Genomic DNA, 24,798 nt, shown 5'->3' with positions numbered 1-24,798 from the left:
CGTAGGTTCGATTAGCGCAGCGTAATCGGACCTAGGTAACATTCTTGCCGCGTTGGGTAACGCCGCAGGGCGGTTAACCCAGGCTATTGCGGCGTTTTAAAAACAGCTCCCGGCTCTTCAACTGGCGCCGTCCCAGATAGGGCTGCAGCGCCAGCCGGCTGAAACGCTTGGCCGCCTGCAGCAGGGGCGGACTGTCGAAGCGCCCCTCGGCAAAGGCCAGCAGGTGCGCGCCGAGAAACAGGGTACGGGGATCCGGCGCCCGCTCGCAAGCGACAAAGCCCAATTCACGCTCGAAGCCGTACAGCAGCTCGGGCTGGATCGGCGACTCGTCATCGGCGGCATATTCGAAATCCACCGCGTAGCCGAGCGCCTGCAGCAGCAGGAATTCGAAGCGGCGCAGGGGCAGCTCCGGCGTCTCGCCGTCGGCCAGCGCCATGATGGCGCGGGCATAGGCGTCAAATACTTCCGGGAACGGGGTGTGGGCTTCCAGCAGGTAGTAGACCAGCTCGTTGAGATAGAGGCCGTAGAAGAGGCGATCGCCGCCGAGCCGCAAGGAGTGATCCGGGCACTCGACCTGGGTGAGATTCTTGAGATCGCCCTTGCCACGCCAGGCGATGGTGAGCAGGGCAAAGGGTTGCAACAGCCCCTTCAGAGGCGAGCGTGGCCCGCGAGAACCGCGAGCCACCAGAGTAAAACGGCCACTATCCTGGGTGAAAACCTCGACCAGCTGGCTGGTCTCCCGATAGGGCCGACTGTGGATGACGAAAGCCGGGGTCAGCAATCAGTCATCACCGTAGCCGAGACTGCGCAGGGCGCGCTCGTCGTCAGCCCAACCGGATTTGACCTTGACCCACAGCTCGAGATGCACCTTGTTCTGGAACAGCCGCTCCATGTCGAGGCGCGCCTCGGTGCCGATGGTCTTGATCTTCTCACCCTTGTTGCCGATGACCATCTTCTTCTGGCCATCGCGCTCCACCAGGATGAGGCCATGGATATGGTAGAGACCGTTCTCTTCCACCTTGAAGCGCTCGATCTCCACCGTCACCGAGTAGGGCAGCTCCTCACCGGTGAAGCGCATCAGCTTCTCGCGGATGATCTCGGAGGCCATGAAGCGGGAGGAGCGGTCGGTCACGTAGTCTTCCGGGAAGAAGTGGACGTTCTCCGGCAGCAGATCCTTGGCCCACTCGCGGATCTTCTCCACGTTGGTGCCCTTCTCGGCACTGATGGGCAGGATGTGGGCGAAGTTCATCTGCTGACCCAGCCACTCGAGGTGCGGCAGCAGATCCTCTTTCTCTTTGACGTTGTCGATCTTGTTGACCGCCAGCACCACAGGGCACTTGAGGTGGCGCAGCTTGCCCAGCACCATCTCGTCATCCTTGGTCCAGTGAGTTCCGTCGACCATGAACACCACCATGGCCACGTCCCCCAGCGAACTGGTGGCGGCGCGGTTCATCAGGCGGTTGATGGCCCGCTTCTCTTCGATGTGCAGACCCGGTGTATCGACATAGATGGTCTGGTAGTTCTCCTCGGTGTCGATCCCCAGAATCCGGTGACGGGTGGTCTGGGGCTTCTTCGAGGTGATGCTGACCTTCTGGCCAAGCAGCTTGTTGAGCAGGGTGGACTTGCCCACGTTGGGGCGGCCCACGATGGCGACAAAGCCGCAATAAGTGGTATCTGTCATGCCAGTGTTTCCAATGCCTGTTGTGTCAAAAGACCGCGCCTTGTTGAATGGGTAGTATCTGTCATGACAGTTTTTCCAATGCTTGCTGCGCAGCGGCCTGTTCGGCCTTGCGACGGCTGGTGCCGACCCCGACCAGCGGACCATCCAGGCCTTCCACGTCACACTGGACGGTGAACTCCTGGTTGTGGGCTTCGCCCTTGACGTTGGTCACTGTGTAGGTCGGCAGGGATTTGCGGCTTCCCTGCAGAATTTCTTGCAGACGGGTCTTGGGATCCTTCTGCTCTATGCCCGGCTTGATCTCGTCCAGGCGGCTGGCGTACCAGCCCAGCAGCAGCGTCCGTACCGTCTCAAGATTGGTATCCAGATAGACGGCACCGATCACCGCCTCGACCGTGTCGGCCAGAATGGATTCACGGCGAAAACCGCCGCTTTTCAGCTCGCCCGGCCCCAGGATCAGGTGATCCCCGAGGTCGAACTCCCGGCCCAGTTCGGCCAGTGTCTTCTCGCGTACCAGGGTGGCGCGCATGCGGCTGAGATCCCCTTCCGCCGCCTGCGGGAAGCGGTGGAAGAGATCATCGGCAATCACCAGACTCAAAATGGAGTCGCCCAAAAATTCCAGTCGTTCGTTGTGACGGGAACCGGCGCTGCGGTGAGTCAGCGCCCGGGTCAGCAGTTCTTGATCCTGAAAGACATGCCCGAGACGGGACTGCAGTCTGTTCATCTTGATGTTCATTTACTTGATTCCGCCAATGCGGTTGAAGCGCACCCCTGTCGGTACCCAGCTTGGCAGCAGGGAGCCTTCTTCGCGCTCGAATTCAAAACTTATCCAGATAGCGACCGCCTTGCCGACCAGGTTCTGCTCGGGCACGAAGCCCCAGAAACGACTGTCGGTACTGTTGTCACGGTTGTCACCCATCACGAAGTACTGGCCTTCCGGCACTACCCATTCGTCTGGGTAGGTACCGGGCTGGCGATAGTAACGGCCGACCATATCGGGCATCAGCGGGTTACGCAGGGTCTCGTGAGACACCTCGCCCAACTGCTCGGTATAGCGGTCAAGCGGGATCCCCATCTGGGTAAATTCACCCCTTTGTTCAAACTTGACGTCGAGCTTCTGGAAGCCCGGGCACGTTTTCCCTTCCTGCTCATCGCACTTGGGCCGGATCATCAGCTCCTTGTTGCGATAGATGACCCGATCCCCCGGCATGCCGACTACACGCTTGATGTAATCCACCCGGGTATCCAGCGGATACTTGAACACCACCACGTCGCCGCGTTTGGGCTCACCGGTCTCGAGGAACTTGGTGTTGGTCACCGGATCCTTGAGGCCATAGGCAAACTTCTCCACCAGGATGAAGTCGCCCACCAGCAGGGTGGGCATCATGGAGCCCGACGGGATCTGGAACGGTTCAAAGATGAACGAACGCAGGATCAATACCAGCGTAATGACCGGGAATACCCCGGCGGTCTGCTCGATCCAGACCGGCACCGGCGCCACCTTGGCCAGGGTTTTCTCGTCCAGATGGGCGCCGCCGTGGGCACGGGCCACGGCAATCTTGGCGGCCCGCTGCTTGGACCAGATCATCTTGTCCAGACACCAGATAACACCGGTGATCGCGCAGACCACCACCAGGATCAGGGAAAACGTGCTTGCCATCTATTAGTCCTTTCCGACGTGGAGAATTGCGAGGAAAGCTTCCTGCGGCACGTCGACACGGCCCAGAGACTTCATCCGCTTCTTACCTTCTTTCTGCTTGTTCAGCAGCTTCTTCTTCCGGCTCACGTCACCACCGTAACACTTGGCAGTCACGTCCTTGCGCAGGGCCTTGACGGTACTGCGAGCAATGATCTGGTTGCCGATGGCAGCCTGGATGGCGATATCGAACATCTGGCGCGGGATCAGCTCGCGCATCTTCTCCACCACCTGGCGACCGCGGTACTGGGCGTTCTCCTTGTGGGTGATGATGGCCAGGGCGTCGACCCGCTCGCCGTTGATCATGATGTCCAGACGGACCATGTCGGAGGTCTCGAAGCGCTTGAAGCCATAGTCCAGCGAGGCGTAGCCGCGGCTGGTGGACTTCAGGCGGTCGAAGAAGTCGAGCACCACTTCAGCCATCGGGATCTCGTAGGTCAGCGCCACCTGCTTGCCGTGGTAGACCATGTTGGTCTGCACGCCACGCTTCTCGATACAGAGGGTGATCACGTTGCCCATGTACTCCTGCGGCAGCAGGATGTGACACTCGGCAATCGGCTCGCGCATCTCCTTGATGCTGGTGATGGCGGGCATCTGGGCCGGGCTGTCGATGTGGATGGTGGTACCGTCGGTCAGCTCGATCTCGTAGACCACGGTCGGCGCAGTGGTGATCAGATCCAGATCGTATTCACGCTCCAGCCGCTCCTGGATGATCTCCATGTGCAGCATGCCGAGGAAGCCGCAACGGAAGCCGAAGCCCAGCGCGGTGGAGCTCTCCGGTTCGAAGAACAGGGAGGCATCGTTCAGGGAGAGCTTGTCGAGGGCGTCGCGGAACGACTCGTAGTCATCGCTGGAGATGGGGAACAGACCCGCATAAACCTGCGGTTTCACCTTCTTGAAGCCAGCCAGCGCCTTCTCGGCACCGTTCTTGGCCTGGGTCAGGGTATCGCCCACCGGCGCGCCGTGGATGTCCTTGATACCGCAGACAACCCAACCTACCTCGCCGCAACCCAGTCCCATGGTGTCCACCTGCTTGGGCGTGAAGATACCGATACGATCGACACCCCACACCTGACCGGTGCTCATCACCTTGATCTTGTCGTTCTTCTTGAGAGAACCGTTCTTGATCCGCACCAGCGACACGACACCCAGATAGGAGTCGAACCAGGAGTCGATGATCAGCGCCTGCAGCGGCGCATCCGGATCACCTTCCGGCGCCGGGATCCGGGCCACGATCTCTTCCAGCACCAGGTCAACACCCAGGCCGGTCTTGGCGGAGCAGCGCACCGCATCGACCGCGTCGATGCCGACGATGTCTTCGATCTCTTCGGCAACCCGCTCCGGCTCGGCGGCCGGCAGGTCGATCTTGTTCAGCACTGGCACCACTTCCAGATCCATTTCCATGGCGGTATAGCAGTTGGCCAGAGTCTGTGCCTCAACCCCCTGGCCGGCATCCACCACCAGCAGCGCCCCTTCACAGGCCGCCAACGAGCGGGAGACCTCGTAGGAGAAATCCACGTGGCCAGGGGTGTCGATAAAGTTCAGCTGGTAGGTGTTACCGTCTTGTGCCTGGTAGTTCAGGGTCACACTCTGTGCTTTGATGGTAATGCCGCGCTCGCGCTCCAGGTCCATGGAGTCAAGCACCTGAGCCTGCATCTCGCGGTCGGACAGGCCGCCACAAGTCTGGATCAGACGGTCCGACAGGGTCGATTTACCGTGGTCGATGTGCGCAATAATCGAAAAGTTACGAATGTGTTTCATCGAGCAAGAATCACTCAAAATTAGGTTAGGGCCGGATATGGAGGCAGGATTTTACTGGATAACCCGGTCGACGGCCAATCTTTAGTCGACGAAGCACCAGAAATACAGGCCTGGACAGTGTCAGGAGAGGTGGCGGGTGGGCAGGACCACACCCAGCATGCGGGGACCATAAGCCCCCTGATCGAGCCGGTTGGAAAAGTAACGAACCAGTGAAAATCCGATAAGGCCGCCCAGCAGGCAACTGAGGATGGTGACCCCCTCCCCGGCCGACAGCAAGGGAGCCAGCCAGAGTTGCCCCAGCAGGGCTCCCGCCAGCAGACAGAACAGCGGCAGCACGTAGACCAGCGCCGCCCCCTGCAGAATGCTCGCCTGGGGGATGCCGAGCCTCACTTGCTGACCGACACTCACCTCGATGGTAAGCGCCACCCGCAGCCGCTGCGCCTGCAACGGAAACGCCTTGGCTACCGTGCCGGTGCCGCAGTTGGACTGTTGATGACAACCGCTACAGGCGGAGCGCCGTTCGCACTCCACCCAGGCATGTTGCCCATCAATGGCCACTACGGTTGCCAGCTCTTCGCTCATTCCACTCACAAGACGGTTCCACATTAACTAGACAGAGATTGACCCAATCTGAACATGACTGTCTGGATTGGGCAAGCAACAGTGCATCGGCGACTACTGGACGGTCTCGTTGCGGGCCAGCGGTTGCACCGACTCGGCGATGCGTTTGGCGGTGTCGGCCGGCACCTCACCCACCACAGTGATCTCGACCCCCACGTCGTTGACATAGCTCACCAGCGAGGTAGCCCCCTGGCGGATCAACTGCTGGCGCACCGCCTGCTTGGGATCGACCCGGGCAACGTAGACCGAGAGATCCACCAGTCCGTCGGAGAGCATCATGTAATCCACCGGCAGGCTGGTGGTGACCAGCTGATGCCGATCCCGCGAGAGCACCTTGAACCCCTCCGGCAACCAGGTCAGGTGCCAGTTCAGCTGTTGCTGCGGTGCCGGGTAGGCGTCTTCCAGTGCCAGTGCCTGAGGCAGCTTGCTGCCAGCCAGCTTCACCAGCCAGGGCGCCGGGGCAGGCAGCCTGTCCAGATCCACCCCCAGCACCTGTTCCACTAGATTGCCTTCCCGATCCACCATGTCCACCCGCACCAGCAGGTGGCTCTGCTCGTCGATCCAGAGCACGAAGCCGTACTTGTCGGCCTCTTTGGGCACCAGACGCACGACCTGTGCCACCAACCCGGCCGCCCGGCTGCGACCGGCCAGCACGGGGTCATAGCTCTCCAGCACCCGTGGCAGTGGCATCCTGACCAGGCTCGCCCACACACCGGGGAAGCGGGCACCTTTGAGGGTGTAGGGTTCGTGGGTATTTTCGAAGAAGGTGTACTCATCCTGGCGCTGCAGATACTCGATGGTCTTGCCATCGAGATAGCTGAGGTGAGCCACCTCCTTGCCATCGATCACGCCATGGCTGAAGCGGATGGGTTCGAGGCGCCCCTGGCGGGCCTTGACCATGGACAATTCAAAATTCTGTTGCGAGACGGCACTCTGCATCTGCTGCAACAAGGCCTCGGCCGACTTGTCGTCGGCCGAGGCCTTGGCACTGATCAGCAGGAGAGAGGCCAGCAAAATACGGCTGGACTGGCGCACGTTCTGATCCCTAAATCCGTTATTCCTGAATCTGCTTGTCTTGCAGCAGACGCTGTTGCAACTGGTGGTCACGCAGGAAAGCATTGATGCGCTCGCGCTGCTCCTGCATCTGCTGCTCGCTCAGCCCTTGCTGACGGGCAGTGGCCCGGTTGCCATCCTGCGGGTAGTGCACGCTCACCGGTGAAGCACTGCCACCAACGGGGATAGTGTTGAGTACCGGGTTGGTCGGCAGACCATCCTGCCCCTGATACTGCTGCACCCCAAAGATGACGGCGGCAGCGACCGAGGCGGCAATGGCGTATTGCCCCACCTGCTGGCCGGCACGGCGCAGAAACGGCACAACCTTGGCGGTACCCGACTGCGGTGCGGCAGGTTTGCTCTCCACCGGCTTGGGCGCCAGGATGGTGGGTTCATCTTCCAGCGCAGCCATGATGCTGTCGCTCAGATCCAGTTGCAGATTGACCGGCAGGTCCCCCCGCATGGCATCACCAATCAGGTGGTAACGAGACCAGGTATCTTGCAGAGCCGGATCCGTTCCCAGCTCGTTCAGAACCTCAACATCGCTCAAGTCACCGTCCATCAGGGCCGAGAGTTGCTCTTTAGTTGCCATAAGTTAACCTGTCTTTCCCCAGTTAATTCTCGATCAGAGGTTGCAGCTTTTTATCGATTGCTTCCCTCGCCCGGAAGATGCGGGATCTCACCGTACCCACCGGACAATCCATGATTTCGGCAATCTCTTCGTAGCTCAGCCCTTCCAGTTCGCGAAGGGTGATAGCTGTCCTCAAGTCTTCCGGCAAAGCTTCTATGGCAGAAAACACGGTGCGCTTGATCTCGTCGGTCAGCGTCAGGTTTTCCGGGGTAGCCACCTCTTGCAAGGCTTCGCCACCGCCATAGTATTCTGCCTCTTCCGCCTCTACGTCACTGCTGGGCGGCCTGCGCCCTTGAGAGGTCAGATAATTTTTGGCCGTATTCACGGCGATCCGGTACAACCAGGTGTAAAACGCGCTCTCGCCACGGAATGTCGGCAGCGCACGGTAGGCCTTGATGAATGCCTCCTGCGCCACATCCGGTACATCGCCCGGGTTGTTGACATACCTGGCCACCAGGTTGACCACCTTGTGCTGGTATTTTTTTACCAACAGGTTGAATGCATTTTTATCGCCACGCTGGACCCGTTCAACCAGCTGTTCGTCCAGTAGATTCTGGTCGCTCATCAGAGCCGTAAAACCCCCATCAGGTTATCGTTTTTCTTTTCCGGCCCTTCCTAAGCGCACAAGTTCAGACAGGAGGAATCAGGGAAAGTTCGCTTGCATTGAAAAAAATGTGACGCAGGCTGCATCACCACCCTCGCTTGGGCTACCATGGTGCCAGTTCTTAATCCAGGCCAATGATACTTATGAAAGCAAGTGTTGAATACCTTTGCGACGTACTGATCATTGGCAGCGGTGCCGCCGGTTTGTCTCTCGCGTTGCGATTGGCAGACCAGGCCAAAGTCCTGGTTCTGAGCAAGGGGCCCATCAGTGAAGGGGCCACTTTCTATGCGCAAGGAGGCATCGCTGCCGTGTTCGACGAGACCGACAGCATCGAATCCCACGTGAGCGACACGCTCAACGCCGGGGCCGGGTTGTGTGACCCGGCCGTGGTGGAGTTCACCGCCCGCAACGCCCGCGAGTCCATCCAGTGGCTGATCCAGCAGGGGGTCCCCTTCGATCAGGAGGAGGACGCCGAGGGCGAATCCCACTATCACCTGACCCGCGAAGGGGGCCACAGCCATCGCCGCATCTTCCACGCGGCGGATGCCACCGGCAAGGCGGTGCAGCTCACCCTGATCGATCAGGTGCGCGCTCACCCCAACATCCAGCTGATGGAGCGCTTCAACGCGGTCGATCTCATCACCACCCGCAAGCTGGGTCTGCCGGGAAACCGGGTGCTGGGTGCTTATGTCTGGAACCGCAACGCCGAGCAGGTCGAAGTGATCCGTGCCCGCTTCGTGGCACTGGCCACCGGCGGCGCCTCCAAGGTGTACCAGTACACCTCCAACCCGGACGTCAGCTCCGGTGACGGCATCGCCATGGCGTGGCGCGCCGGCTGCCGGGTGGCGAACCTGGAGTTCAACCAGTTCCACCCCACCAGCCTGTTCCACCCGGACGACCCCAACTTCCTGTTGACCGAAGCCCTGCGCGGCGAGGGGGCCTACCTGCGCCGTCCCGACGGTAGCCGCTTCATGCCGGAGTTTGACGAACGGGCCGAGCTGGCGCCACGGGACATCGTCGCCCGCGCCATCGACCACGAGATGAAGCGGCTCGGCGCCGACTGCATGTATCTGGACATCAGCCACAAGCCGGCCGACTTCATCATCAAGCACTTCCCGACCATTCATGAGCGCTGCCTCGCGGTCGGCATCGACATCACCAAGGAGGCGATGCCCATCGTCCCTGCCGCCCACTACACCTGCGGCGGCGTGATGATCGACAACAACGGCCAGACCGACATCCCCGGCCTCTACGCCATCGGCGAGGTGACCTACACCGGGCTGCACGGTGCCAACCGGATGGCCTCCAACTCCCTGCTCGAATGTGTGGTCTATGCCCATCAGGCGGGGGCCGACATTCTGGCCAAGCTGCCGATGAGCGTGGAGCCGCCCCGTCTGCCGGTGTGGGACGAGAGCAAGGTGGAAGATTCGGACGAACTGGTGGTGATCCAGCACAACTGGCATGAGCTGCGCCTGATGATGTGGGACTACGTGGGGATAGTGCGTACCAACAAACGTCTGGCCCGGGCCAAGCGCCGCATCGACCTGCTCAAGCAGGAGGTGCAGGAGTACTACACCCACTTCCGGGTCTCCAACAACCTGCTGGAGCTGCGCAACCTGCTGCAGGTGGCCGAACTCATCGTCAACTGCGCCCTGCAACGCAAGGAGTCGCGCGGCCTGCACTACAACCTGGACTACCCGGACATGCAGCCGGACTCCAAGCCAACCGTGCTGACGCCGGAGCGGGACTAATCCTTTCGCTTCGCAATGAGCCAGAGGGTCCCGCGGCCTGCACCGCTGCAACCCGGACTACCCGGACATGCAACCGGACTCCAAGCCAACCGTGCTGACGCCGGACAAGGATTGATCCTGCCCGCCATGAACCAGCATTGCTGACGATGGATAGGGATTAATCGATCCTCCCCCCAGATGACCTCGCTCCGGCGAGGTCATCTGTTTTATGGGGAAGAGAAACTAGCGGGTCGGCTGGGAGAAGTGGATGGCGCGAGCCAACGTGCGGTAATGAGCCGGTGCCAGCGCATCGCTGAACAGCCAGAGTCGGATGGCGGGACGCTCCGTCGCCACCAGTTGCAGCCAGAGTACCCCGGGCCAAATGCGGCTGCCGGTCCCCAGCTGGTAACGACGGCCCTGCCAGGTGAGCCACTGCCCATCCCACTCCAGCACACCGGTCATCCGGCTGGCGCCAAGCCAGGCACGCCACAACCCCAGCGCCCAGCAGGGTAGCAGCAGTGCCCACTGCCAGCCGTGGATCAGGACGGCGAGCGGCCACAGGATCAGCAGAAACAACGACAACAGCAGCAGGCGCTGCTGCCTGGAGACGGTGACGGGCATCGACACCCGTACGGGCAGATCAGCGCTGGCGATCGTGGCGGGCCTGATTGCGCTCCAGGATCAGCGGGATCATGGCGGCAAACGCGGGGTCTTCCGGCACGCCGTGGCCCATGCTCCAGCGGAACAGCTCCGGATCCTCGCACTCCAGCAGGCGGATGAAGGTTTGCTGCTCCGCCTCGCTCAGACCGTCGAACTCGTGTTCGAAGAAAGGCATAAAGATCACATCCAGCTCGAGCATGCCACGGCGGCAGGCCCACTTCAGGCGGGATTTTTCAATTGGGCTCAACATGGAACTCTCCTTACAAAGACCCGGCGATGGTAACAGCTGGATTTTCCGGCTGACAAACATTCCTTACGTCTTTACCATGCAGGTCACATACTTTCTGTCTCTGGAATGCCATCGTGAGCCTGCCAATCCTTCCCGCCGAGCCAACCCTGTTCCCTCTGACCGATCTGGCCATCACCAGCCTGAGCGGCCAGGATCGCGCCAAATACCTGCAGGGCCAGGTCACCTGTGACGTCAACGTCCTGCAGCCGGGCCAGCACACCCTGGGTGGTCACTGCGATCCCAAGGGCAAGCTGTGGAGCGATTTTCGCCTGCTCTGCCTGAGCGATCGCCTGCTGATGCTGACCAAGCCGTCGGTGCTGGCCCGCCAGCTGCCCGAACTCAAGAAGTTCGCGATCTTTGCCAAGGTCGAGATCAGCGAAAATCACGGCCAGGCGGTCGGCGTGGCCGGTCAGGGGACCGATAGCTGGATTGCAGGGCAATACGGCCTGCAGCAGAGCGGCCTCATCGAGGGTGGCATGGCGGTGCGGGTCGAGGCCGATCGCTGGCTGCTGGTCAGCGAACAGTCGCTGGCGCTGACTCTGCCCAGCGGCTCCGAGTCGCTCTGGTGGGGACTGGAGATCAAGGCCGGCATCCCCCATCTGGAGGCGGTTCATCAGGGTGAATACATCCCCCAGATGCTCAACCTGCAGGCGCTCGATGGCATCAGCTTCACCAAGGGCTGCTACATGGGGCAGGAGACGGTGGCCCGCGCCAAGTATCGTGGCGCCAACAACCGCGCCCTGTTCGTGCTGAGCGGCACCGCTGCAACGCCGGTTGCCAGCGGCGACCCCCTGGAGATCCAGCTCGGTGACAACTGGCGCCGCAGCGGCATGGTACTCAACGCCTGGCAGCAGGATGGCGAGCTGTGGCTCACCGCCGTGCTGCCCAAAGACACCGAAGCCGACGCCCGCTTCCGGCTCAAGCAGGAGGAGGGCTCAAGCCTGAGCCTGCAGCCCCTCCCCTATCAGCTGACCGAGTAAGCGAAGAGCTCTGCTAGCGCGCCCGCGCCAGCAGGGCCTCCTTCAGCCAGCGTCCCGCCTGCCCGAGCGGGCGGGCGCGATGCCACTGCAGCTCCAGTGCCAGCTCCGGCTGGGTAATGAAGTCCGGCTTGAGCACCACCACCTCGCCCCGCGCCAGCGGCCGGTGCAGCAGAAAATCGGGCACCGCCGCCCAGCCCAGTCCCAGCTTGACCAGCTCCAGTACCCCCAGATCCCCCTCGACCCACCACACCTGCGCCGACAGGCGAAAGCGATGACGCTCAGTCCCTTCCCGCCGCCCTGTCACCATCAACTGGCGCGCCCCCTGCAGATCGCTCTCCCGCAGCGGCGCCTTGTGGGCCAGCGGATGCTCGGGGGAGACCACCAGCGGCATGGGCACGCCCCCCAGCGAGCGGGCGACGATCTCTCGCTGCGGATGCTCCTTCTGATAGCTGATGCCGAGCTGGGCGCGGCCACTGGTCAACATCTCGGTGAGATCCTCCATCAACGGAAACAGCAGCTCCAGCTCCACCGTCGGGTAGCGGGTGGCGAACCCCTCCAGCACGGAGCCGAGCCAGGGCAGGTGGGAGTCATCGTCGATGGCCAGCGTCAGGCGCGACTCGACGCCGGTGGCCAGCTCGCCGGCGATGGCCTGCAAGCGCTCGCTCTGGGCCAGCAAAATGCCCGCCTCCTGGCTGATGCGCACACCCGCCTCGGTCAGCACCGGATAGCGGCCGCTGCGATCGAACAGCTCGAGCCCCAGATCTATCTCCAGATTGGCGATGGCGGTGCTGACCACCGACTGCGCCTTGCCCAGCTGGCGCGCTGCCGCCGAAAAGGAGCCCGCCTGTGCGGCGGCCAGCAATACCCTCAGTTGTTCCAGCGATGGATTCATCGTCCTGCTCCTGCAAATGCGGTCATCTATCTATTTTAGCGATGGATACCAACGTGAAACTATCAACAAATAGGGATAGATTGCCAACCAGTCAGTCAACATACCTGTTTAAAGAGAGGAATTTATGCGTACCCGCAACGACCGTATCCGCCATGCCATCGGCTTTGAAGTGATAGGTCTGCTCATCGCCGCCCCCCTGGCCAGCTGGGTCACAGGTATCGAGCTCAGCCACATGGGGCCGCTGGCCATCCTGTTCTCGGTGCTGGCCACCGTCTGGAACTATGTCTACAACATCGGCTTCGACAAGCTGCTGCTCAAGTACCAGGGGCACCCGCACAAGACCTTGTGGCAGCGCGTGGTCCATGCGTTCGGCTTTGAAGGGGGCTTCATGGCGCTGACCCTGCCGGTCATCGCCTGGTGGCTGGATCTCGCCCTGCTGGCGGCACTGGCGCTCAACATCGGCTTCGTGACCTTCTATCTGGTCTACGCCTTCATCTACAACTGGAGCTATGACAAGGTGTACCCGATCCCGGGCCAGTGGCAGCAGAACGCACTGGGTTGAACCACGGCAAAAAACGGCAGGAAAAACGAGGCACCATCATGCAAGGGGCATGATGGTGCTGGGGGAGGACAAGCCCGGCGGGCCTGCCGCGGCGTTCAGGCTTGTGCCTTCAGCTCTTCGGTCGGGGTCTCTGCCTCGGCCGACTCCTGCGTCAGCATGGCCTCGATGTCGCTCTGGTACTGGGTCAACAGCCGCTGGGCCGCGACCATGTCACCCTTGTGCAGGCGCTCGAACAGATGGTGCTGCACCACGCCGTTGAGATACTCCACCGTGACCGGTTGCTCGAGGGTATCCAGCAACTCCTCTTTTTCCAGCTCGGCATTGATTTCATCGGCACTGGTACGCAGCAGACCGGCCAGTTGCACCAACATACGGCGCTCACCTTCGCGCAACAGGCTCAACATGCGGTTTCTCTGCTGCTCATTCTGTTGGGTCATACATTTCCTTACGTCGAATGGGAACAAGCCCGCTCATTCTGCCTTGTCGCCCTGACAGCGTCTATCTCATGCCCCCCACTTATTTTCATGTCGCAGCCGCAAAGTGCGCCAGATGCTATTTGACCCGTCGCTAGGTATAGTAGCCACTGGTTTACGGGCGCCGAGCCGCCCCGATCGGACGAGATATTTCACCATGACCGACACCATTCTGGTGCTTTGCACCTGCCCGGATGAGGCCAGTGCCGACCTCATCTGTGCACAACTGCTGAACCAGCGGCTGGCGGCCTGCATCAACCAGCTGCCCGGCCTCACCTCCGTCTATCGCTGGCAGGGCCAGATCGAACGGGCCACGGAGATCCAGCTCATCATCAAGTCGCACGCCGCCCTGTTCGAGCCGCTGCGCCAGTGCATTCTTGCTCATCACCCTTATGAGGTGCCGGAGATCCTGGCGCTGCCCACAAGCCAGGGCCATCAGCCCTATCTCGACTGGATAAAACAGGAAACCTCATGACTCCGTCTCGCCTGCTCTTCCCCCTGTTGTTGCTCTGTGCCCTGCTGGCCGGCCTGGGCTCACTGCCGGCCCGCGCCAGCAGCACGGATCTGCTGAGCGCCCTCGGCATCGAAGCAAGCGCCCAGCCCAAATTTCTGAAAGTGGACGAGGCGTTCGTCCTCGAGAGCGAACAGCAGGGCAATCGGCTGCTGCTGCGCCTGCGCATCGCCGACGACTACTACCTCTATCGCCACAGCTTTCGCTTCAAGGGGGAAAACCTCGCCTTCGAGGAGCCGGTGCTGCCCGCCGGCACCGAGCATGAAGATGACTTCTTCGGCAAGACCCAGGTCTATTACCGGGAGCTGCAGATCCCCGTCACCCTGACCGAGGCTGGCCAGCAGGCCAGCGTCAAGATCAGCTATCAGGGCTGTACCGACGGCCTCTGCTATCCCCCCACCGACAAGCTGATCAGCATCCAGCCGCTCACCGCCCAGCAGAGCGAGCAACCTGAGCAGCCCACACCGGCCAGCAGCCAGCAGGATCAGCTGGCGGCCGCCCTCGGCAGCCAGGGCTTCTGGCTCAGCGTCGCCGCCTTCTTCGCACTCGGGCTCGGCCTCGCCTTCACCCCCTGCGTCTTCCCCATGTACCCCATCCTGACCGGGATCATCGCCGGGGCCGGCCATCACCTCTCCACCCGCCGCGCCTTCCTGCTCTCCTTCGTCTACGTGCAGGGGATGGCGGTCACCTACACCCTGCTCGGGCTGGTGGTGGCGTCGGCCGGCTTGAAATTCCAGGCCGCGCTGCAGCATCCCTACGTGCTGATCGGCCTCTCGGTGATGTTCGTGCTGCTGGCCCTCTCCATGTTCGGACTCTACACCCTGCAACTGCCGAGCAGCCTGCAGACCCGGCTGTCCGGCCTCTCCAACCGCCAGCAGGGTGGCTCCGTGCTCGGGGTCGGCATCATGGGGATGATCTCCGGCCTGGTCTGCTCCCCCTGCACTACGGCGCCGCTCTCTGGCGCCCTCATCTACGTGGCCCAGAGCGGCGATCTCTGGCTCGGCGGCGCGGCTCTCTACGCCCTGTCGCTCGGCATGGGGCTGCCACTGCTGCTGCTCGGCACCTCGGGCGGCAAGCTGCTGCCCAAGGCGGGCGCCTGGATGGACGTGATCAAGCAGCTGTTCGGGTTTGCGCTGCTGGCGGTGCCCATCCTGCTGCTGTCACGGTTGTGGAGCGATCAGGTCACCACCCTGGCCTGGCTCGGCTGGGGGCTGCTGCTGTGCGGCTACCTCTATCATCACAACCAGCATCAGGGCCATTCGGTGGGTCGCAGCCTGCGCGGCTTCGTACTGCTGCTGGCCATGATCAGCGCCGTGGTGGTGGGCAAGGATCTGCTGCTGCCACCCCAGGGTGCCAGCACTGCCGCTCAGACCGAGGCACCGGCCTTCATTCGCATCAAGACGCTGGACGATCTCAAGACCCAGCTGGCCGCCGCCCGCGGCACACCGGTGCTGCTCGATCTTTATGCCGACTGGTGCGTGGCCTGCAAGGAGTTCGAACACAAGACCTTCAGCGACCCCGCCGTGCGCGAGCGGTTCGGCCAGATGGTGCTGCTGCAGGCAGACGTCACCGCCAACGACGATGCCGATGTGGAGCTGCTCAACGGCCTCAACGTGCTGGGGCTGCCGACCCTGATCTTCTTCGACCGTGCCGGCAACGAGGTAAGCGGCCAGCGGGTCACCGGCTTTATGGGGCCCGCCGAATTTCTCGGCCAGCTGGACAAGCTGCGCTGAGGCCGGGTGGCCCGTGCAACCGTGCGGGCCCCTGGTTTGACCGCCATTTTTCCGGCAATCCCTTGTATATGATCGACAGCGTGGCAATATTTGCGCTTTCCCGTCTCGTTCGTCCGGAGTTTTGATGAAAAAGTGGTTCATCCCCCTGCTGGCCCTCTGGCTGTATGGCTGTTACGCAGGTCCAGGTGAAGAGGCAATCCGGACCCAGGTCACCGCCAAGTTGCAGGCAGACACCGACGCCACTCTGTTCGAGATCAGTGATTTCGCCATCCTGGACAAGGAAGAGCGCATGGAAGGAGTCTATCTGGTCAAGGTGAGCTACCAGCTCCACTTCAAGCAGGGGATGGAACAGCTGCAGGTGTTGCACGACGAGGATCTGGTCTATGACAGGGTCGGCCCCTTCCAGCAGGAGATGGGGCTGATGGAGCTGGAACGCAAATACGGCGAGTTCGAGGCGGGCCAGGTGCTGCCGCAGCAGGCCGAAGTGTGGATGATGAAAACCGAGCAGGGCTGGCGTCTGGCCGAGCCCGCACACTGACACGCAACCGGCCAGGTAACCCGGGCTGACGCAGGCCTGGGTATCCGCCCTCCCCCCCTCACTATCCGGCGCGCAGCCCCGTTCAACCCACGGGATGGGCGGACGCTGATCGTTTGACTGCCCTCTCTATTCCTGCAAGAAGCTGCAGGATCAAGCCAGCTGGTGTACCGACCCTGCTCCCCTTAGAACAAATCCTTGAAGCGGTACCAGAGCATGCCAAGCGCCAGCAGGGGCGAGCGCAGCGCCGGGCCGCCGGGGAAGGTCATGTGGGGCACGCTGCCAAACAGATCGAAACCCCGGCTCTCCCCCTTGATCGCCTCCGCCACCAGCTTGCCCGCCATGTGGGTGGCATTGAGACCGTGGCCGGAATAGGCCTGGGCATAGAAGACGTTGGGCTGCTCCGGCAGACGGCCGATCTGGGGCAGCCGGTTGGCCCCGATGCCTATCATGCCGCCCCACTGGAATTCGATGGCGGTATCCGCCAGCTCGGGAAACACCCGCAGCAGCTTGGGCAGCATGAAGGCCTTGATGTCACGAGGATCCCGGCCCGAATAGTTGCAGGCACCGCCAAACAGCAGCCGGCCGTCGGCGGAGAGGCGGTAGTAATCGAGCGCCACGTTCTGATCGCACACCGCCATGTTCTGCGGCAGCAGGCGCTGGCGCAGCCGCTTCTCCAGCACCTCGGTGGCGAGGATGTAAGAGCCCGCCGGCAGCACCTTGCCCCCCAGCTCGGGGTTGAGGTCGTTGAGATAAGCGTTGCAGCCGATCACCAGGTAGTCGGCGCTGACCCGGCCGTGGGCCGTGGTGACCTGCAGCCGATTGCCATAGTCGATGTGTACCACTCTGGACTGCTCAAACAGGGCCACACCCAGGCTGGCCGCCGCGCGCGCCTCACCGAGCGCCAGGTTGAGAGGGTGCAGGTGGCCGGAGCCCATGTCGATCATGCCGCCGATGTAGCGATCCGAGCCCACCACACTGTGAATATCCTCCCGTGCCACCAGCTTCACCTCATGCCGGTAGCCGAGACTCGCCAGATGCGCCGCCTCCTCTGCAAACCCGGCCAGATGGCGCTGACGGGTGGCGAGATCGCAGTAGCCCCAGCGCAGGTCGCAGTCGATGTTGAAGCGCTCGATCCGCTCGCGCACCAGCTCGACCGCCTCCAGCCCCATCAGGTCGAGCTCGCGCACGCCCTCTTCACCAATCCAGCGGGCGAACTGGCTGGTGTCGTGACCGATACCGCGAATGAGCTGACCACCATTGCGCCCGGAGGCGCCCCAGCCGATGCGGTTGGCCTCCAGCAATACCACCTTGTAGCCGGCTTCGGCCAGATTGATGGCGGTGTTGAGACCGGTGAAACCGCCGCCGATGATGCAGACCTCGGCATTCAGTTCGCCACTGAGCTCAGGCCACTGCTGATTGTCGTTGCGGGTAGCCGCGTAATAGGAGGCTACGTGCTCCTGATGGGGGTAGTGCTTTCCTGCCTGCATGCTCAGCATCCTGCCTTGATAGCGTTGCGTTTACTAAAATAAACGGCCTGTCATCGATAATACTCAGCCACCCGCCGCCAATCCAGCCCGCAGGGATCACAGAAATGCAAAAGGTGCCTCGAAAGACACCTTGCTCACGTCCGCTGGCGACCCCGCCATGCTGCAATGCAAAAGGCGCCCTGCAGGGCGCCTTTTCATGCAATCAAACTACCGTAACGAATTACAGTACGTCGATGGCGTTCAGGTCGGAGAAAGCCTTCTCCAGACGAGCGATCATGGTAGTCTGGCCAGCACGCAGCCATACACGCGGATCGTAGAACTTCTTGTTCGGCTTGTCAGCGCCTTCCGGGTTGCCCAGCTGACCTTGCAGGTAGGCTTCGTTCTTCTTGTAGAAGCCCAGAATGCCTTCCCAGGTCGCCCACTGGGTGTCGGTGTCGATGTTCATCTTCACCACGCCGTAGGAGATGGACTCGCGGATCTCTTCCAGAGTGGAACCTGAACCACCGTGGAATACGAAGTCCAGAGACTTGGCAGGGATGCCAAACTTCTCGGAAACGTACTTCTGGGAAGCGTCCAGGATGGACGGGGTCAGCTTGACGTTACCCGGCTTGTAAACACCGTGTACGTTGCCGAAGGAGGCAGCGATGGTGAAGCGCGGGCTGATCTTGGACAGACGCTCGTAGGCGTAGGCCACGTCTTCCGGCTGGGTGTACAGGGCGGACTGGTCCATGTGGCTGTTGTCGACGCCGTCTTCTTCGCCACCGGTGCAACCCAGTTCCAGCTCCAGAGTCATGTTCATCTTGGCCATGCGGGTCAGGTACTCGCAGCAGATGTCGATGTTCTCTTCCAGAGACTCTTCGGACAGATCCAGCATGTGGGAGGAGAACAGCGGCTTGCCGGTTTCGGCAAAGTGCTTCTCGCCCGCATCCAGCAGACCGTCGATCCACGGCAGCAGCTTCTTGGCGGCGTGGTCGGTGTGCAGGATGACCGGTACACCGTAGGCTTCGGCAACGGCGTGAACGTGCTTGGCACCGGAGATGGCACCGATGATGGCAGCTTGCTGGCCTTCCAGTTTCAGACCCTTACCGGCGGTGAACACGGCACCACCGTTGGAGAACTGAACGATAACCGGTGCTTTCACCTTGGCGGCAGCTTCCAGTACGGCGTTGACGGAGTCGGTACCGACGCAGTTGACGGCCGGCAGAGCGAAGCCGTTCTCTTTCGCGATGGCGAACACTTTCTGAACGTCATCACCAGTGATCACGCCGGGTTTTACGAAGTCGAAAATTTTCTTAGACATGTTTAATCGTCCTGTTCTCGTATGCCGTTAATAAAAAATGGGGGGTTCATCATGAACCGGCACAGCGGGCACATGATAAACGAAACGGGAGGCTTTTGCCCCCCGTCTCGGGTCAATTAGGCTTTGGCGCGCTGTTCCAGAATCGCAACAGCCGGCAGTACCTTGCCTTCCACGAACTCCAGGAAGGCGCCGCCGCCGGTGGAGATGTAAGAGACCTTGTCGGCAATGCCGAACTTGTCGATGGCAGCCAGGGTGTCACCACCGCCAGCAATGGAGAAGGCCGGAGAAGCAGCGATGGCTTCGGCGATCACCTTGGTGCCTTCAGCGAACTGGTCGAACTCGAACACGCCGACCGGGCCGTTCCAAAGGATGGTCTTGGCGTTCATGATGATGTCGGCCAGGGCCTTGGCAGAGTCAGGGCCGATGTCGAAGATCATGTCGCCGTCGGTCACGTCAGCGACGGACTTGATGGTGGCCGGAGTGGACTCGGAGAACTCGGCACCGACAACAACATCGGTGGTCACCGGGATGTTGGTTTCGGCAGCCAGTTTCTTGGCGGTGTCGATCAGGTCGTGCTCGCACAGGGACTTGCCGACGTTGTGACCGGCAGCAGCGATGAAGGTGTTGGCGATGCCACCACCGACCACCAGCTGGTCAGCGATCTTGGAGAGGGATTCCAGTACGGTCAGCTTGGTGGAGACCTTGGAGCCACCAACGATGGCAACCATCGGGCGCTCAGGCTTCAGCATGGCTTTGCCCAGGGCTTCCAGTTCACCCGCCAGCAGCGGGCCGGCACAGGCGACCGGTGCGAACTGGGCCACACCGTAGGTAGAGCCTTCGGCGCGGTGAGCCGTACCGAACGCATCCATTACAAAGACGTCACACAGGGCGGCGTATTTTTTGGCCAGCTCTTCGGTGTTCTTCTTCTCGCCTTTGTTGAAGCGGCAGTTTTCCAGCACAACCAGCTCACCGGCGGCGACTTCTACGCCATCCAGGTAGTCTTTGGCCAGACGAACCGGGCAGGACAGTGCGTCTTTCAGATAGTTGACAACCGGAGCCAGGGAGAATTCTTCGTTGTATTCACCCTCGGTCGGACGACCCAGGTGGGAGGTGATCATCAGCTTGGCGCCCTTTTCCAGAGCCAGCTTGATGGTCGGCAGAGTCGCCACGATACGTGCATCGGAGGTGACCTTGCCGTCTTTTACCGGCACGTTCAGGTCAGCACGGATCAGAACGCGTTTGCCCGCCAGATCCAGGTCAGTCATCTTGATAACAGACATATTCAGTCCTCTATATTTTCAGGTAATGTTAAAAACAGTAACCTTGCGCCCGGTGCAGGCTCTCAGCCTGCGGCCATCATGGCCCGGGTGGTATCCAGCATGCGGTTGGCGAAGCCCCATTCGTTATCACACCACATCAACATCTTGACGAGGTTGGCATCGCTGACCCGGGTCTGGGTACCATCAATGATGCAGGAGTGAGCATCATGATTAAAGTCTACGGAGACCAGTGGCTCTTCCGTGTAATCCAGAATACCGCTTAATGTACCTCTGGATGCCCGTTGCAGGGCTTGATTTACGTCAGTAACCGTCACTTTTTTACGAACAGTAATACTGAGATCCATTGCCGTTACATTGATGGTCGGTACCCGTACCGCGATCGCCTCGAACTTGCCGGCGAAGTGGGGGAGGATCCGCTCCAACCCCTTGGCCAGCTTGGTATCCACCGGGATGATGGACTGGCTGGCAGCACGGGTTCGACGCAAGTCGCTGTGGTAGGCATCGATGACTTGCTGATCATGCATGGCCGAATGAATTGTCGTAATAGTACCACAATTTATCTCGAATTCTCGATGCAATGTTTCGATGACGGGGACCACGCAGTTGGTGGTGCAGGAGGCGTTGGAGACGATCCGCTCGCGCCCGGTCAGCATCTGATGGTTGACCCCGTAGACGATGGTGGCGTCCACGTCCGCCTCGGCCGGATGGGAGAACAACACCTTGCCCGCCCCCGCCGCCAGATGCAGCTCGGCATCGGCCCGCGAGCCGAACACCCCGGTGCAGTCCAGCACCACATCCACCCCCAGCGCCCGCCACGGCAAGCGCGACGGATCCCGCTCGGCGAACAGGGAGATGAGATCCTCCCCCACCAGCATGCTGTTGCCGGCCAGCTGCACCGGATGGTGGAAGCGACCGTGGCTGGTGTCGAAGCGGGTCAGGTGCACCATGGCTTCGGGGGCGGCCAGCTCGTTGATGGCCACTATCTTGATGTTCTTGTCGCGGCCGCTCTCGTAGAGGGCCCGCAGCACGTTGCGGCCGATCCGCCCGTACCCGTTGATGGCAATCTTGATCATGAAAACTCTGGGTCCTTAGCTGGGACAAAGGGACAAGCGGATGGCTGACTCACGACAGTAGAGCATCCTGAAATTCACCGCGGGCCAGCAGTGCCGCCCCGAATACCCCGGCGCTGTCCCCCAGGGCTGGAGCAATAATGGGGGTGGCGAAGCGGGGATTAAAGAGGAAGGGCAAAATAGTCTCCCGTCCCACGCTGTACAGGCTCTGCACGTTGCCGACCCCGCCGCCGATGACGATCACATCCGGATCCAGGATGTTGACCACGTTGGCCAGCGCCTGGCCAAACAGCAGATGCAGCCGGTCGATGGTGAGCTTGGCCACGTGGTCGTGAGCCGTCGCCGCCGCTATCTTGGCCAGCGAGAGGTGACGCTTGGCCTTGGCTTCGTACCAGGCCTCCAGCGCCGGGCCGCTGATGAAGGTCTCGACGCAGCCGCGCTTGCCGCAGTAGCACTCGGGGCCGTCGGGTGAGAGCACGTTGTGGCCCCACTCGCCAGCGATGCCGTGGTGACCGTTGAGGATGCGGCCGTTGATGACGATGCCGGAGCCCACTCCGGTGCCCATGATGATGCCGAACACAACCTTGGCATCAGGATGGTGCTGACGCACCGCCCCCAGATGGGTTTCCGCCAGCGCGAAGCAGTTGGCGTCGTTGGCGATCAGCACGGGCACGCCGAGCCGGCGTTCCAGATCTTCCTTGAACGGCTTGCCGTTGAGCTCAGTGGTGTTGCAGTTCTTCATCAGGCCGGTTTGCGGATCCCGCGCCCCCGGCGTCCCCATGCCGATGAGGGTCGGCCGCTGACCGATCTTGTCGGCGCACTCTGCCACCAGTTTGGCGATCTGGCCGATCATGTGGTCATAACCGCCGGCACGCTCGGTGGGAATGCGATGGCGCAGCAGCACCTCGTCCCCTTCCAGTACCACGCATTCGCACTTGGTACCGCCAAGGTCGATACCCCAATCCAACAACCTGTTGCTCATCCTGCCTCCAGCCATGACCTTGGGGCGTCAGGCCCGGGTGCACCTTGCCGTGCCCGCCTGCCGTCGACCGCCCGCTACCGGGTTGCAGTGTAACCCGAGCGGCGGTCAGGATGCAGCCCCCGCCGCAGACAGCAAAACGGGGCCCGCAGGCCCCGTTGTTCACTGTACTGTCGGCGGTGCTCAGCGGCCGTGGTACTGGGCGGACAGCTCGTGTACCGCGTTGACGAACACGCCGGCATGTTCCGGGTTCACATCCTGATGGATGCCGTGACCCAGGTTGAAGACGTGGCCGTTGCCGTGACCGAAACCGGCCAGGATGGAGGCGACCTCTTCACGGATGCGGGCCGGGCTGGCGTAGAGCATGGAGGGGTCCATGTTGCCCTGCAGCGCCACCTTGTCGCCGACCCGGCGCTTGGCGTCGGCGATGTCGGTGGTCCAGTCCAGACCCAGCGCATCGCAACCGGTGGCGGCGATCTGCTCCAACCACTGGCCACCGTTCTTGGTGAACAGGGTGACCGGCACGCGGCGACCGTCGTGCTCGCGAATGAGGCCGTCGACGATCTTGTGCATGTACTGCAGGGAGAAGTCGCGGTAATCGCGCGGGGTGAGCACGCCGCCCCAGGTGTCGAACACCATGACCGCCTGGGCACCCGCCTTGATCTGGGCGTTGAGATAAGCAATCACGCTGTCGGCCAGCTTGTCGAGCAGCAGGTGCAGGGTCATGGGCTCTGCATACATCATCTGCTTGATCTTGGTGAACGCCTTGGAGCTGCCCCCCTCCACCATGTAGGTGGCCAGGGTCCAGGGGCTGCCGGAGAAGCCGATGAGCGGCACTTCGCCCTTGAGCTCGCGGCGGATGGTGCGCACCGCGTTCATCACGTAGCCGAGTTCATCTTCCGGATCCGGCACCGGCAGCGCCTGCACGTCGGCCATGGAGGTGATCGGACGCTCGAAGCGCGGGCCTTCACCCTGTTCGAAGTAGAGACCCAGCCCCATGGCATCGGGCACGGTGAGGATGTCGGAGAAGAGGATGGCGGCATCGAGTGGATAGCGGCGCAGCGGCTGCAGGGTGACTTCACAAGCCAGCTCGGCGTTGCGGCACAGGGACATGAAATCCCCCGCCTGGGCGCGCGTGGCCTTGTATTCCGGCAGATAGCGGCCAGCCTGGCGCATCATCCATACCGGGGTCATGTCCACTTCCTGGCGCAGCAGGGCACGCAGGTAACGATCGTTCTTCAGCTCTTTCATCCCAGTTCCTGAGTCATATCCAGCATAAAATGGCGGATATGATACCACTTTGTGCGCGGCGGGGGGCGGCTCAAACGCCTGCCGCCGCCGTTGGAGTGCAAAGATGTGAAGGGGCGCAAACAAGCGCCCCTCTTTGCATCCCTCAGGCTTGCTCGTCGAGGCAGAGCGAGATGAGCCGCCGCGCTATGGTGCCGTGGGGCGGCAGCCTTGGCAGCCCGTCGGCCTCGAAGAAATCGGCCGCCACCAGCTCTTCGTCCTGTACCCGGATCTCGCCACTCTCATAATCGGCGGTAAAGCCCATCATCAGGCTATGGGGAAACGGCCAGGGCTGGCTCGCCACGTAACGCACATTGGTCACCCGGATGCCGCTCTCCTCGAACACCTCCCGCGTCACGCACTGCTCGAGGTTCTCCCCCGCCTCCACGAAGCCGGCCAGCACGGTATACATGGGATCCTCGGCCTGATAGTGACGACGGTGGGCCGCCAGCAAGATGGCGGGCCCCTTGCGCACCGCCACGATAATGCAGGGGGAGATGCGCGGATAGACCAGGTGGCCATGGCGGCACCCTTGTGCCCACTCCCCTGCCTTCGGGCTCATGGGGGCGCCGCACTCGCCGCAGAAGCGGTGGGTGCGGCGAAAGGTGGCGAGTTGCCAGGCGCGGCCGGCTAGCTGAAAGCCCGTTTCATCCCCGACCACCATCAGTTGGCGCAGGGGAGTCAGGGTCGCGGTGTCGGCCGCCTCCCCCAGATCCAGCAGCAGGCAGGGCAGCCCGTCCCACTCGTCAAAGCGCTCAAAGGCGGCATGCTGCAAGTGGCTGGGCAGACAGGCACGGGGGCCTTGTGGAATGCGCCCCTGGTCATCCAGCAGGACGAGGTGATCGCCCCCCAGTACGAACCAGCGGGCCTGTTCGGTTAATGGCATAGATGCAGCACTCTTTGTTGTGACGTCGGTCGGGATGCGCGCCCGGGGGTGTGCGGCGGTGACGGATGAAAGCGACAACCGGCCACCATATTAAGAC

26 protein-coding genes are annotated in these 24,798 nt (G+C 61.9%); 6 read left to right on the top strand and 20 right to left on the bottom strand.

Translation table 11 applies throughout. The features are described from left to right. Positions 1 to 73: 73 nt before the first annotated feature. The 9 genes from recO to rpoE form a co-directional block, all read right to left on the bottom strand. Positions 74 to 781 (bottom strand): DNA repair protein RecO, encoded by a 708-nt coding sequence (gene recO / locus ACB032_RS20050; RefSeq protein WP_371138621.1) that lies wholly within the window; start codon positions 779 to 781, stop codon positions 74 to 76. Continuing rightward, positions 782 to 1,681 carry a GTPase Era gene (era, locus tag ACB032_RS20045; protein WP_011704750.1) on the bottom strand — a complete coding sequence of 300 codons (900 nt, stop codon included), beginning with the start codon at positions 1,679 to 1,681 and terminating at the stop codon, positions 782 to 784. A gap of 61 nt (positions 1,682 to 1,742) precedes the next feature. Then, a complete protein-coding gene (gene rnc, locus ACB032_RS20040) occupies positions 1,743 to 2,414 on the bottom strand; it encodes a ribonuclease III (RefSeq protein WP_011704749.1) in 672 nt (223 codons plus the stop codon). Continuing rightward, complete coding sequence (lepB, locus tag ACB032_RS20035; RefSeq protein ID WP_016349520.1) at positions 2,415 to 3,338, bottom strand: signal peptidase I; 924 nt, start codon at positions 3,336 to 3,338, stop codon at positions 2,415 to 2,417. A gap of 3 nt (positions 3,339 to 3,341) precedes the next feature. Next, positions 3,342 to 5,135, bottom strand: coding sequence for a translation elongation factor 4 (gene lepA / locus ACB032_RS20030; protein ID WP_016349519.1), 1,794 nt, complete (start codon positions 5,133 to 5,135; stop codon positions 3,342 to 3,344). A 120-nt stretch (positions 5,136 to 5,255) separates the two neighbouring features. Continuing rightward, positions 5,256 to 5,717 carry a SoxR reducing system RseC family protein gene (locus tag ACB032_RS20025; RefSeq protein ID WP_011704746.1) on the bottom strand — a complete coding sequence of 154 codons (462 nt, stop codon included), beginning with the start codon at positions 5,715 to 5,717 and terminating at the stop codon, positions 5,256 to 5,258. 93 nt (positions 5,718 to 5,810) lie between these two features. Beyond that, positions 5,811 to 6,791: a MucB/RseB C-terminal domain-containing protein gene (locus ACB032_RS20020; protein ID WP_016349517.1), complete on the bottom strand. Its 981-nt coding sequence runs from the start codon at positions 6,789 to 6,791 to the stop codon at positions 5,811 to 5,813. A 19-nt stretch (positions 6,792 to 6,810) separates the two neighbouring features. Beyond that, entirely contained in the window at positions 6,811 to 7,401 is a 591-nt protein-coding gene (locus ACB032_RS20015) for an RseA family anti-sigma factor (protein WP_045790600.1), read from the bottom strand. A 22-nt stretch (positions 7,402 to 7,423) separates the two neighbouring features. Beyond that, entirely contained in the window at positions 7,424 to 8,005 is a 582-nt protein-coding gene (rpoE, locus tag ACB032_RS20010; protein ID WP_005309371.1) for an RNA polymerase sigma factor RpoE, read from the bottom strand. Between the two features lie 182 nt (positions 8,006 to 8,187). Between rpoE and nadB the strand changes: the two genes are divergently transcribed. After that, positions 8,188 to 9,795 carry an L-aspartate oxidase gene (gene nadB, locus ACB032_RS20005; RefSeq protein WP_371138620.1) on the top strand — a complete coding sequence of 536 codons (1,608 nt, stop codon included), beginning with the start codon at positions 8,188 to 8,190 and terminating at the stop codon, positions 9,793 to 9,795. Positions 9,796 to 10,017: 222 nt separating this feature from the next. Here nadB and ACB032_RS20000 read toward each other — a convergent pair whose 3' ends face one another. Together ACB032_RS20000 and ACB032_RS19995 are read right to left on the bottom strand one after the other, a co-directional pair. After that, positions 10,018 to 10,395, bottom strand: a complete 378-nt coding sequence (locus ACB032_RS20000) for a protein YgfX (RefSeq protein ID WP_044799229.1) — start codon at positions 10,393 to 10,395, stop codon at positions 10,018 to 10,020. A gap of 19 nt (positions 10,396 to 10,414) precedes the next feature. Further along, positions 10,415 to 10,684 carry a succinate dehydrogenase assembly factor 2 gene (locus ACB032_RS19995; RefSeq protein WP_011704741.1) on the bottom strand — a complete coding sequence of 90 codons (270 nt, stop codon included), beginning with the start codon at positions 10,682 to 10,684 and terminating at the stop codon, positions 10,415 to 10,417. 113 nt (positions 10,685 to 10,797) lie between these two features. Between ACB032_RS19995 and ygfZ the strand changes: the two genes are divergently transcribed. Then, entirely contained in the window at positions 10,798 to 11,703 is a 906-nt protein-coding gene (gene ygfZ / locus ACB032_RS19990) for a tRNA-modifying protein YgfZ (protein WP_044799228.1), read from the top strand. A gap of 13 nt (positions 11,704 to 11,716) precedes the next feature. Here ygfZ and ACB032_RS19985 read toward each other — a convergent pair whose 3' ends face one another. Then, positions 11,717 to 12,595, bottom strand: a complete 879-nt coding sequence (locus tag ACB032_RS19985; RefSeq protein ID WP_011704739.1) for a LysR family transcriptional regulator — start codon at positions 12,593 to 12,595, stop codon at positions 11,717 to 11,719. Positions 12,596 to 12,719: 124 nt separating this feature from the next. Between ACB032_RS19985 and ACB032_RS19980 the strand changes: the two genes are divergently transcribed. After that, a complete protein-coding gene (locus tag ACB032_RS19980; RefSeq protein WP_011704738.1) occupies positions 12,720 to 13,157 on the top strand; it encodes a PACE efflux transporter in 438 nt (145 codons plus the stop codon). A 95-nt stretch (positions 13,158 to 13,252) separates the two neighbouring features. Here the strand turns inward: ACB032_RS19980 and ACB032_RS19975 are convergent, their stop codons facing one another. Continuing rightward, on the bottom strand, positions 13,253 to 13,594 hold the full coding sequence (locus tag ACB032_RS19975; RefSeq protein ID WP_029302400.1) for a hypothetical protein: 342 nt from the start codon (positions 13,592 to 13,594) through the stop codon (positions 13,253 to 13,255). A 193-nt stretch (positions 13,595 to 13,787) separates the two neighbouring features. On the opposite strand from ACB032_RS19975, the gene cutA reads away from it, so the two are divergent. The 3 genes from cutA (at position 13,788) to ACB032_RS19960 (ending at position 16,412) form a co-directional block, all read left to right on the top strand. Further along, complete coding sequence (cutA, locus tag ACB032_RS19970) at positions 13,788 to 14,105, top strand: divalent-cation tolerance protein CutA (RefSeq protein WP_039214661.1); 318 nt, start codon at positions 13,788 to 13,790, stop codon at positions 14,103 to 14,105. After that, a complete protein-coding gene (locus tag ACB032_RS19965) occupies positions 14,102 to 15,874 on the top strand; it encodes a protein-disulfide reductase DsbD (RefSeq protein ID WP_049046255.1) in 1,773 nt (590 codons plus the stop codon). The genes cutA and ACB032_RS19965 overlap by 4 nt, the downstream gene beginning before the upstream one ends. Positions 15,875 to 15,998: 124 nt before the next feature. Next, positions 15,999 to 16,412, top strand: coding sequence for a hypothetical protein (locus ACB032_RS19960; protein ID WP_044799226.1), 414 nt, complete (start codon positions 15,999 to 16,001; stop codon positions 16,410 to 16,412). A 182-nt stretch (positions 16,413 to 16,594) separates the two neighbouring features. Here ACB032_RS19960 and ACB032_RS19955 read toward each other — a convergent pair whose 3' ends face one another. The 7 genes from ACB032_RS19955 to nudC form a co-directional block, all read right to left on the bottom strand. After that, positions 16,595 to 17,899, bottom strand: a complete 1,305-nt coding sequence (locus ACB032_RS19955) for an NAD(P)/FAD-dependent oxidoreductase (RefSeq protein WP_371138619.1) — start codon at positions 17,897 to 17,899, stop codon at positions 16,595 to 16,597. 220 nt (positions 17,900 to 18,119) lie between these two features. Beyond that, positions 18,120 to 19,199: a class II fructose-bisphosphate aldolase gene (gene fbaA / locus ACB032_RS19950; protein ID WP_011704732.1), complete on the bottom strand. Its 1,080-nt coding sequence runs from the start codon at positions 19,197 to 19,199 to the stop codon at positions 18,120 to 18,122. A 116-nt stretch (positions 19,200 to 19,315) separates the two neighbouring features. Next, complete coding sequence (locus ACB032_RS19945) at positions 19,316 to 20,479, bottom strand: phosphoglycerate kinase (protein ID WP_011704731.1); 1,164 nt, start codon at positions 20,477 to 20,479, stop codon at positions 19,316 to 19,318. Positions 20,480 to 20,541: 62 nt separating this feature from the next. After that, positions 20,542 to 21,552: an erythrose-4-phosphate dehydrogenase gene (gene epd / locus ACB032_RS19940; RefSeq protein WP_371138618.1), complete on the bottom strand. Its 1,011-nt coding sequence runs from the start codon at positions 21,550 to 21,552 to the stop codon at positions 20,542 to 20,544. A gap of 49 nt (positions 21,553 to 21,601) precedes the next feature. After that, a complete protein-coding gene (locus tag ACB032_RS19935; RefSeq protein WP_024946154.1) occupies positions 21,602 to 22,531 on the bottom strand; it encodes an ROK family protein in 930 nt (309 codons plus the stop codon). 180 nt (positions 22,532 to 22,711) lie between these two features. Continuing rightward, a complete protein-coding gene (gene hemE, locus ACB032_RS19930) occupies positions 22,712 to 23,779 on the bottom strand; it encodes a uroporphyrinogen decarboxylase (RefSeq protein ID WP_024943205.1) in 1,068 nt (355 codons plus the stop codon). A gap of 142 nt (positions 23,780 to 23,921) precedes the next feature. After that, a complete protein-coding gene (nudC, locus tag ACB032_RS19925; RefSeq protein WP_371138617.1) occupies positions 23,922 to 24,701 on the bottom strand; it encodes an NAD(+) diphosphatase in 780 nt (259 codons plus the stop codon). Positions 24,702 to 24,798 lie beyond the last annotated feature (97 nt).

Source organism: Aeromonas sp. S5(2024), from assembly GCF_041403025.1.
In the GTDB taxonomy this organism is placed as follows: Bacteria; Pseudomonadota; Gammaproteobacteria; order Enterobacterales; family Aeromonadaceae; genus Aeromonas; species Aeromonas hydrophila.
This window is presented reverse-complemented; position numbering and strand designations above follow the sequence as displayed.

What these genes read in the sequence shown, in the direction of transcription:
- era (WP_011704750.1), bottom strand. Translation starts at nt 1,681, where the DNA reads ATGACAGATACCACTTATTGCGGCTTTGTCGCCATCGTGGGCCGCCCC.
- rnc (WP_011704749.1), bottom strand. Translation starts at nt 2,414, where the DNA reads ATGAACATCAAGATGAACAGACTGCAGTCCCGTCTCGGGCATGTCTTT.
- lepB (WP_016349520.1), bottom strand. Translation starts at nt 3,338, where the DNA reads ATGGCAAGCACGTTTTCCCTGATCCTGGTGGTGGTCTGCGCGATCACC.
- lepA (WP_016349519.1), bottom strand. Translation starts at nt 5,135, where the DNA reads ATGAAACACATTCGTAACTTTTCGATTATTGCGCACATCGACCACGGT.
- ACB032_RS20025 (WP_011704746.1), bottom strand. Translation starts at nt 5,717, where the DNA reads ATGAGCGAAGAGCTGGCAACCGTAGTGGCCATTGATGGGCAACATGCC.
- ACB032_RS20015 (WP_045790600.1), bottom strand. Translation starts at nt 7,401, where the DNA reads ATGGCAACTAAAGAGCAACTCTCGGCCCTGATGGACGGTGACTTGAGC.
- rpoE (WP_005309371.1), bottom strand. Translation starts at nt 8,005, where the DNA reads ATGAGCGACCAGAATCTACTGGACGAACAGCTGGTTGAACGGGTCCAG.
- nadB (WP_371138620.1), top strand. Translation starts at nt 8,188, where the DNA reads ATGAAAGCAAGTGTTGAATACCTTTGCGACGTACTGATCATTGGCAGC.
- ACB032_RS20000 (WP_044799229.1), bottom strand. Translation starts at nt 10,395, where the DNA reads ATGCCCGTCACCGTCTCCAGGCAGCAGCGCCTGCTGCTGTTGTCGTTG.
- ACB032_RS19995 (WP_011704741.1), bottom strand. Translation starts at nt 10,684, where the DNA reads ATGTTGAGCCCAATTGAAAAATCCCGCCTGAAGTGGGCCTGCCGCCGT.
- ACB032_RS19985 (WP_011704739.1), bottom strand. Translation starts at nt 12,595, where the DNA reads ATGAATCCATCGCTGGAACAACTGAGGGTATTGCTGGCCGCCGCACAG.
- ACB032_RS19980 (WP_011704738.1), top strand. Translation starts at nt 12,720, where the DNA reads ATGCGTACCCGCAACGACCGTATCCGCCATGCCATCGGCTTTGAAGTG.
- ACB032_RS19975 (WP_029302400.1), bottom strand. Translation starts at nt 13,594, where the DNA reads ATGACCCAACAGAATGAGCAGCAGAGAAACCGCATGTTGAGCCTGTTG.
- cutA (WP_039214661.1), top strand. Translation starts at nt 13,788, where the DNA reads ATGACCGACACCATTCTGGTGCTTTGCACCTGCCCGGATGAGGCCAGT.
- ACB032_RS19965 (WP_049046255.1), top strand. Translation starts at nt 14,102, where the DNA reads ATGACTCCGTCTCGCCTGCTCTTCCCCCTGTTGTTGCTCTGTGCCCTG.
- ACB032_RS19960 (WP_044799226.1), top strand. Translation starts at nt 15,999, where the DNA reads ATGAAAAAGTGGTTCATCCCCCTGCTGGCCCTCTGGCTGTATGGCTGT.
- ACB032_RS19955 (WP_371138619.1), bottom strand. Translation starts at nt 17,899, where the DNA reads ATGCAGGCAGGAAAGCACTACCCCCATCAGGAGCACGTAGCCTCCTAT.
- fbaA (WP_011704732.1), bottom strand. Translation starts at nt 19,199, where the DNA reads ATGTCTAAGAAAATTTTCGACTTCGTAAAACCCGGCGTGATCACTGGT.
- ACB032_RS19945 (WP_011704731.1), bottom strand. Translation starts at nt 20,479, where the DNA reads ATGTCTGTTATCAAGATGACTGACCTGGATCTGGCGGGCAAACGCGTT.
- epd (WP_371138618.1), bottom strand. Translation starts at nt 21,552, where the DNA reads ATGATCAAGATTGCCATCAACGGGTACGGGCGGATCGGCCGCAACGTG.
- ACB032_RS19935 (WP_024946154.1), bottom strand. Translation starts at nt 22,531, where the DNA reads ATGAGCAACAGGTTGTTGGATTGGGGTATCGACCTTGGCGGTACCAAG.
- hemE (WP_024943205.1), bottom strand. Translation starts at nt 23,779, where the DNA reads ATGAAAGAGCTGAAGAACGATCGTTACCTGCGTGCCCTGCTGCGCCAG.
- nudC (WP_371138617.1), bottom strand. Translation starts at nt 24,701, where the DNA reads ATGCCATTAACCGAACAGGCCCGCTGGTTCGTACTGGGGGGCGATCAC.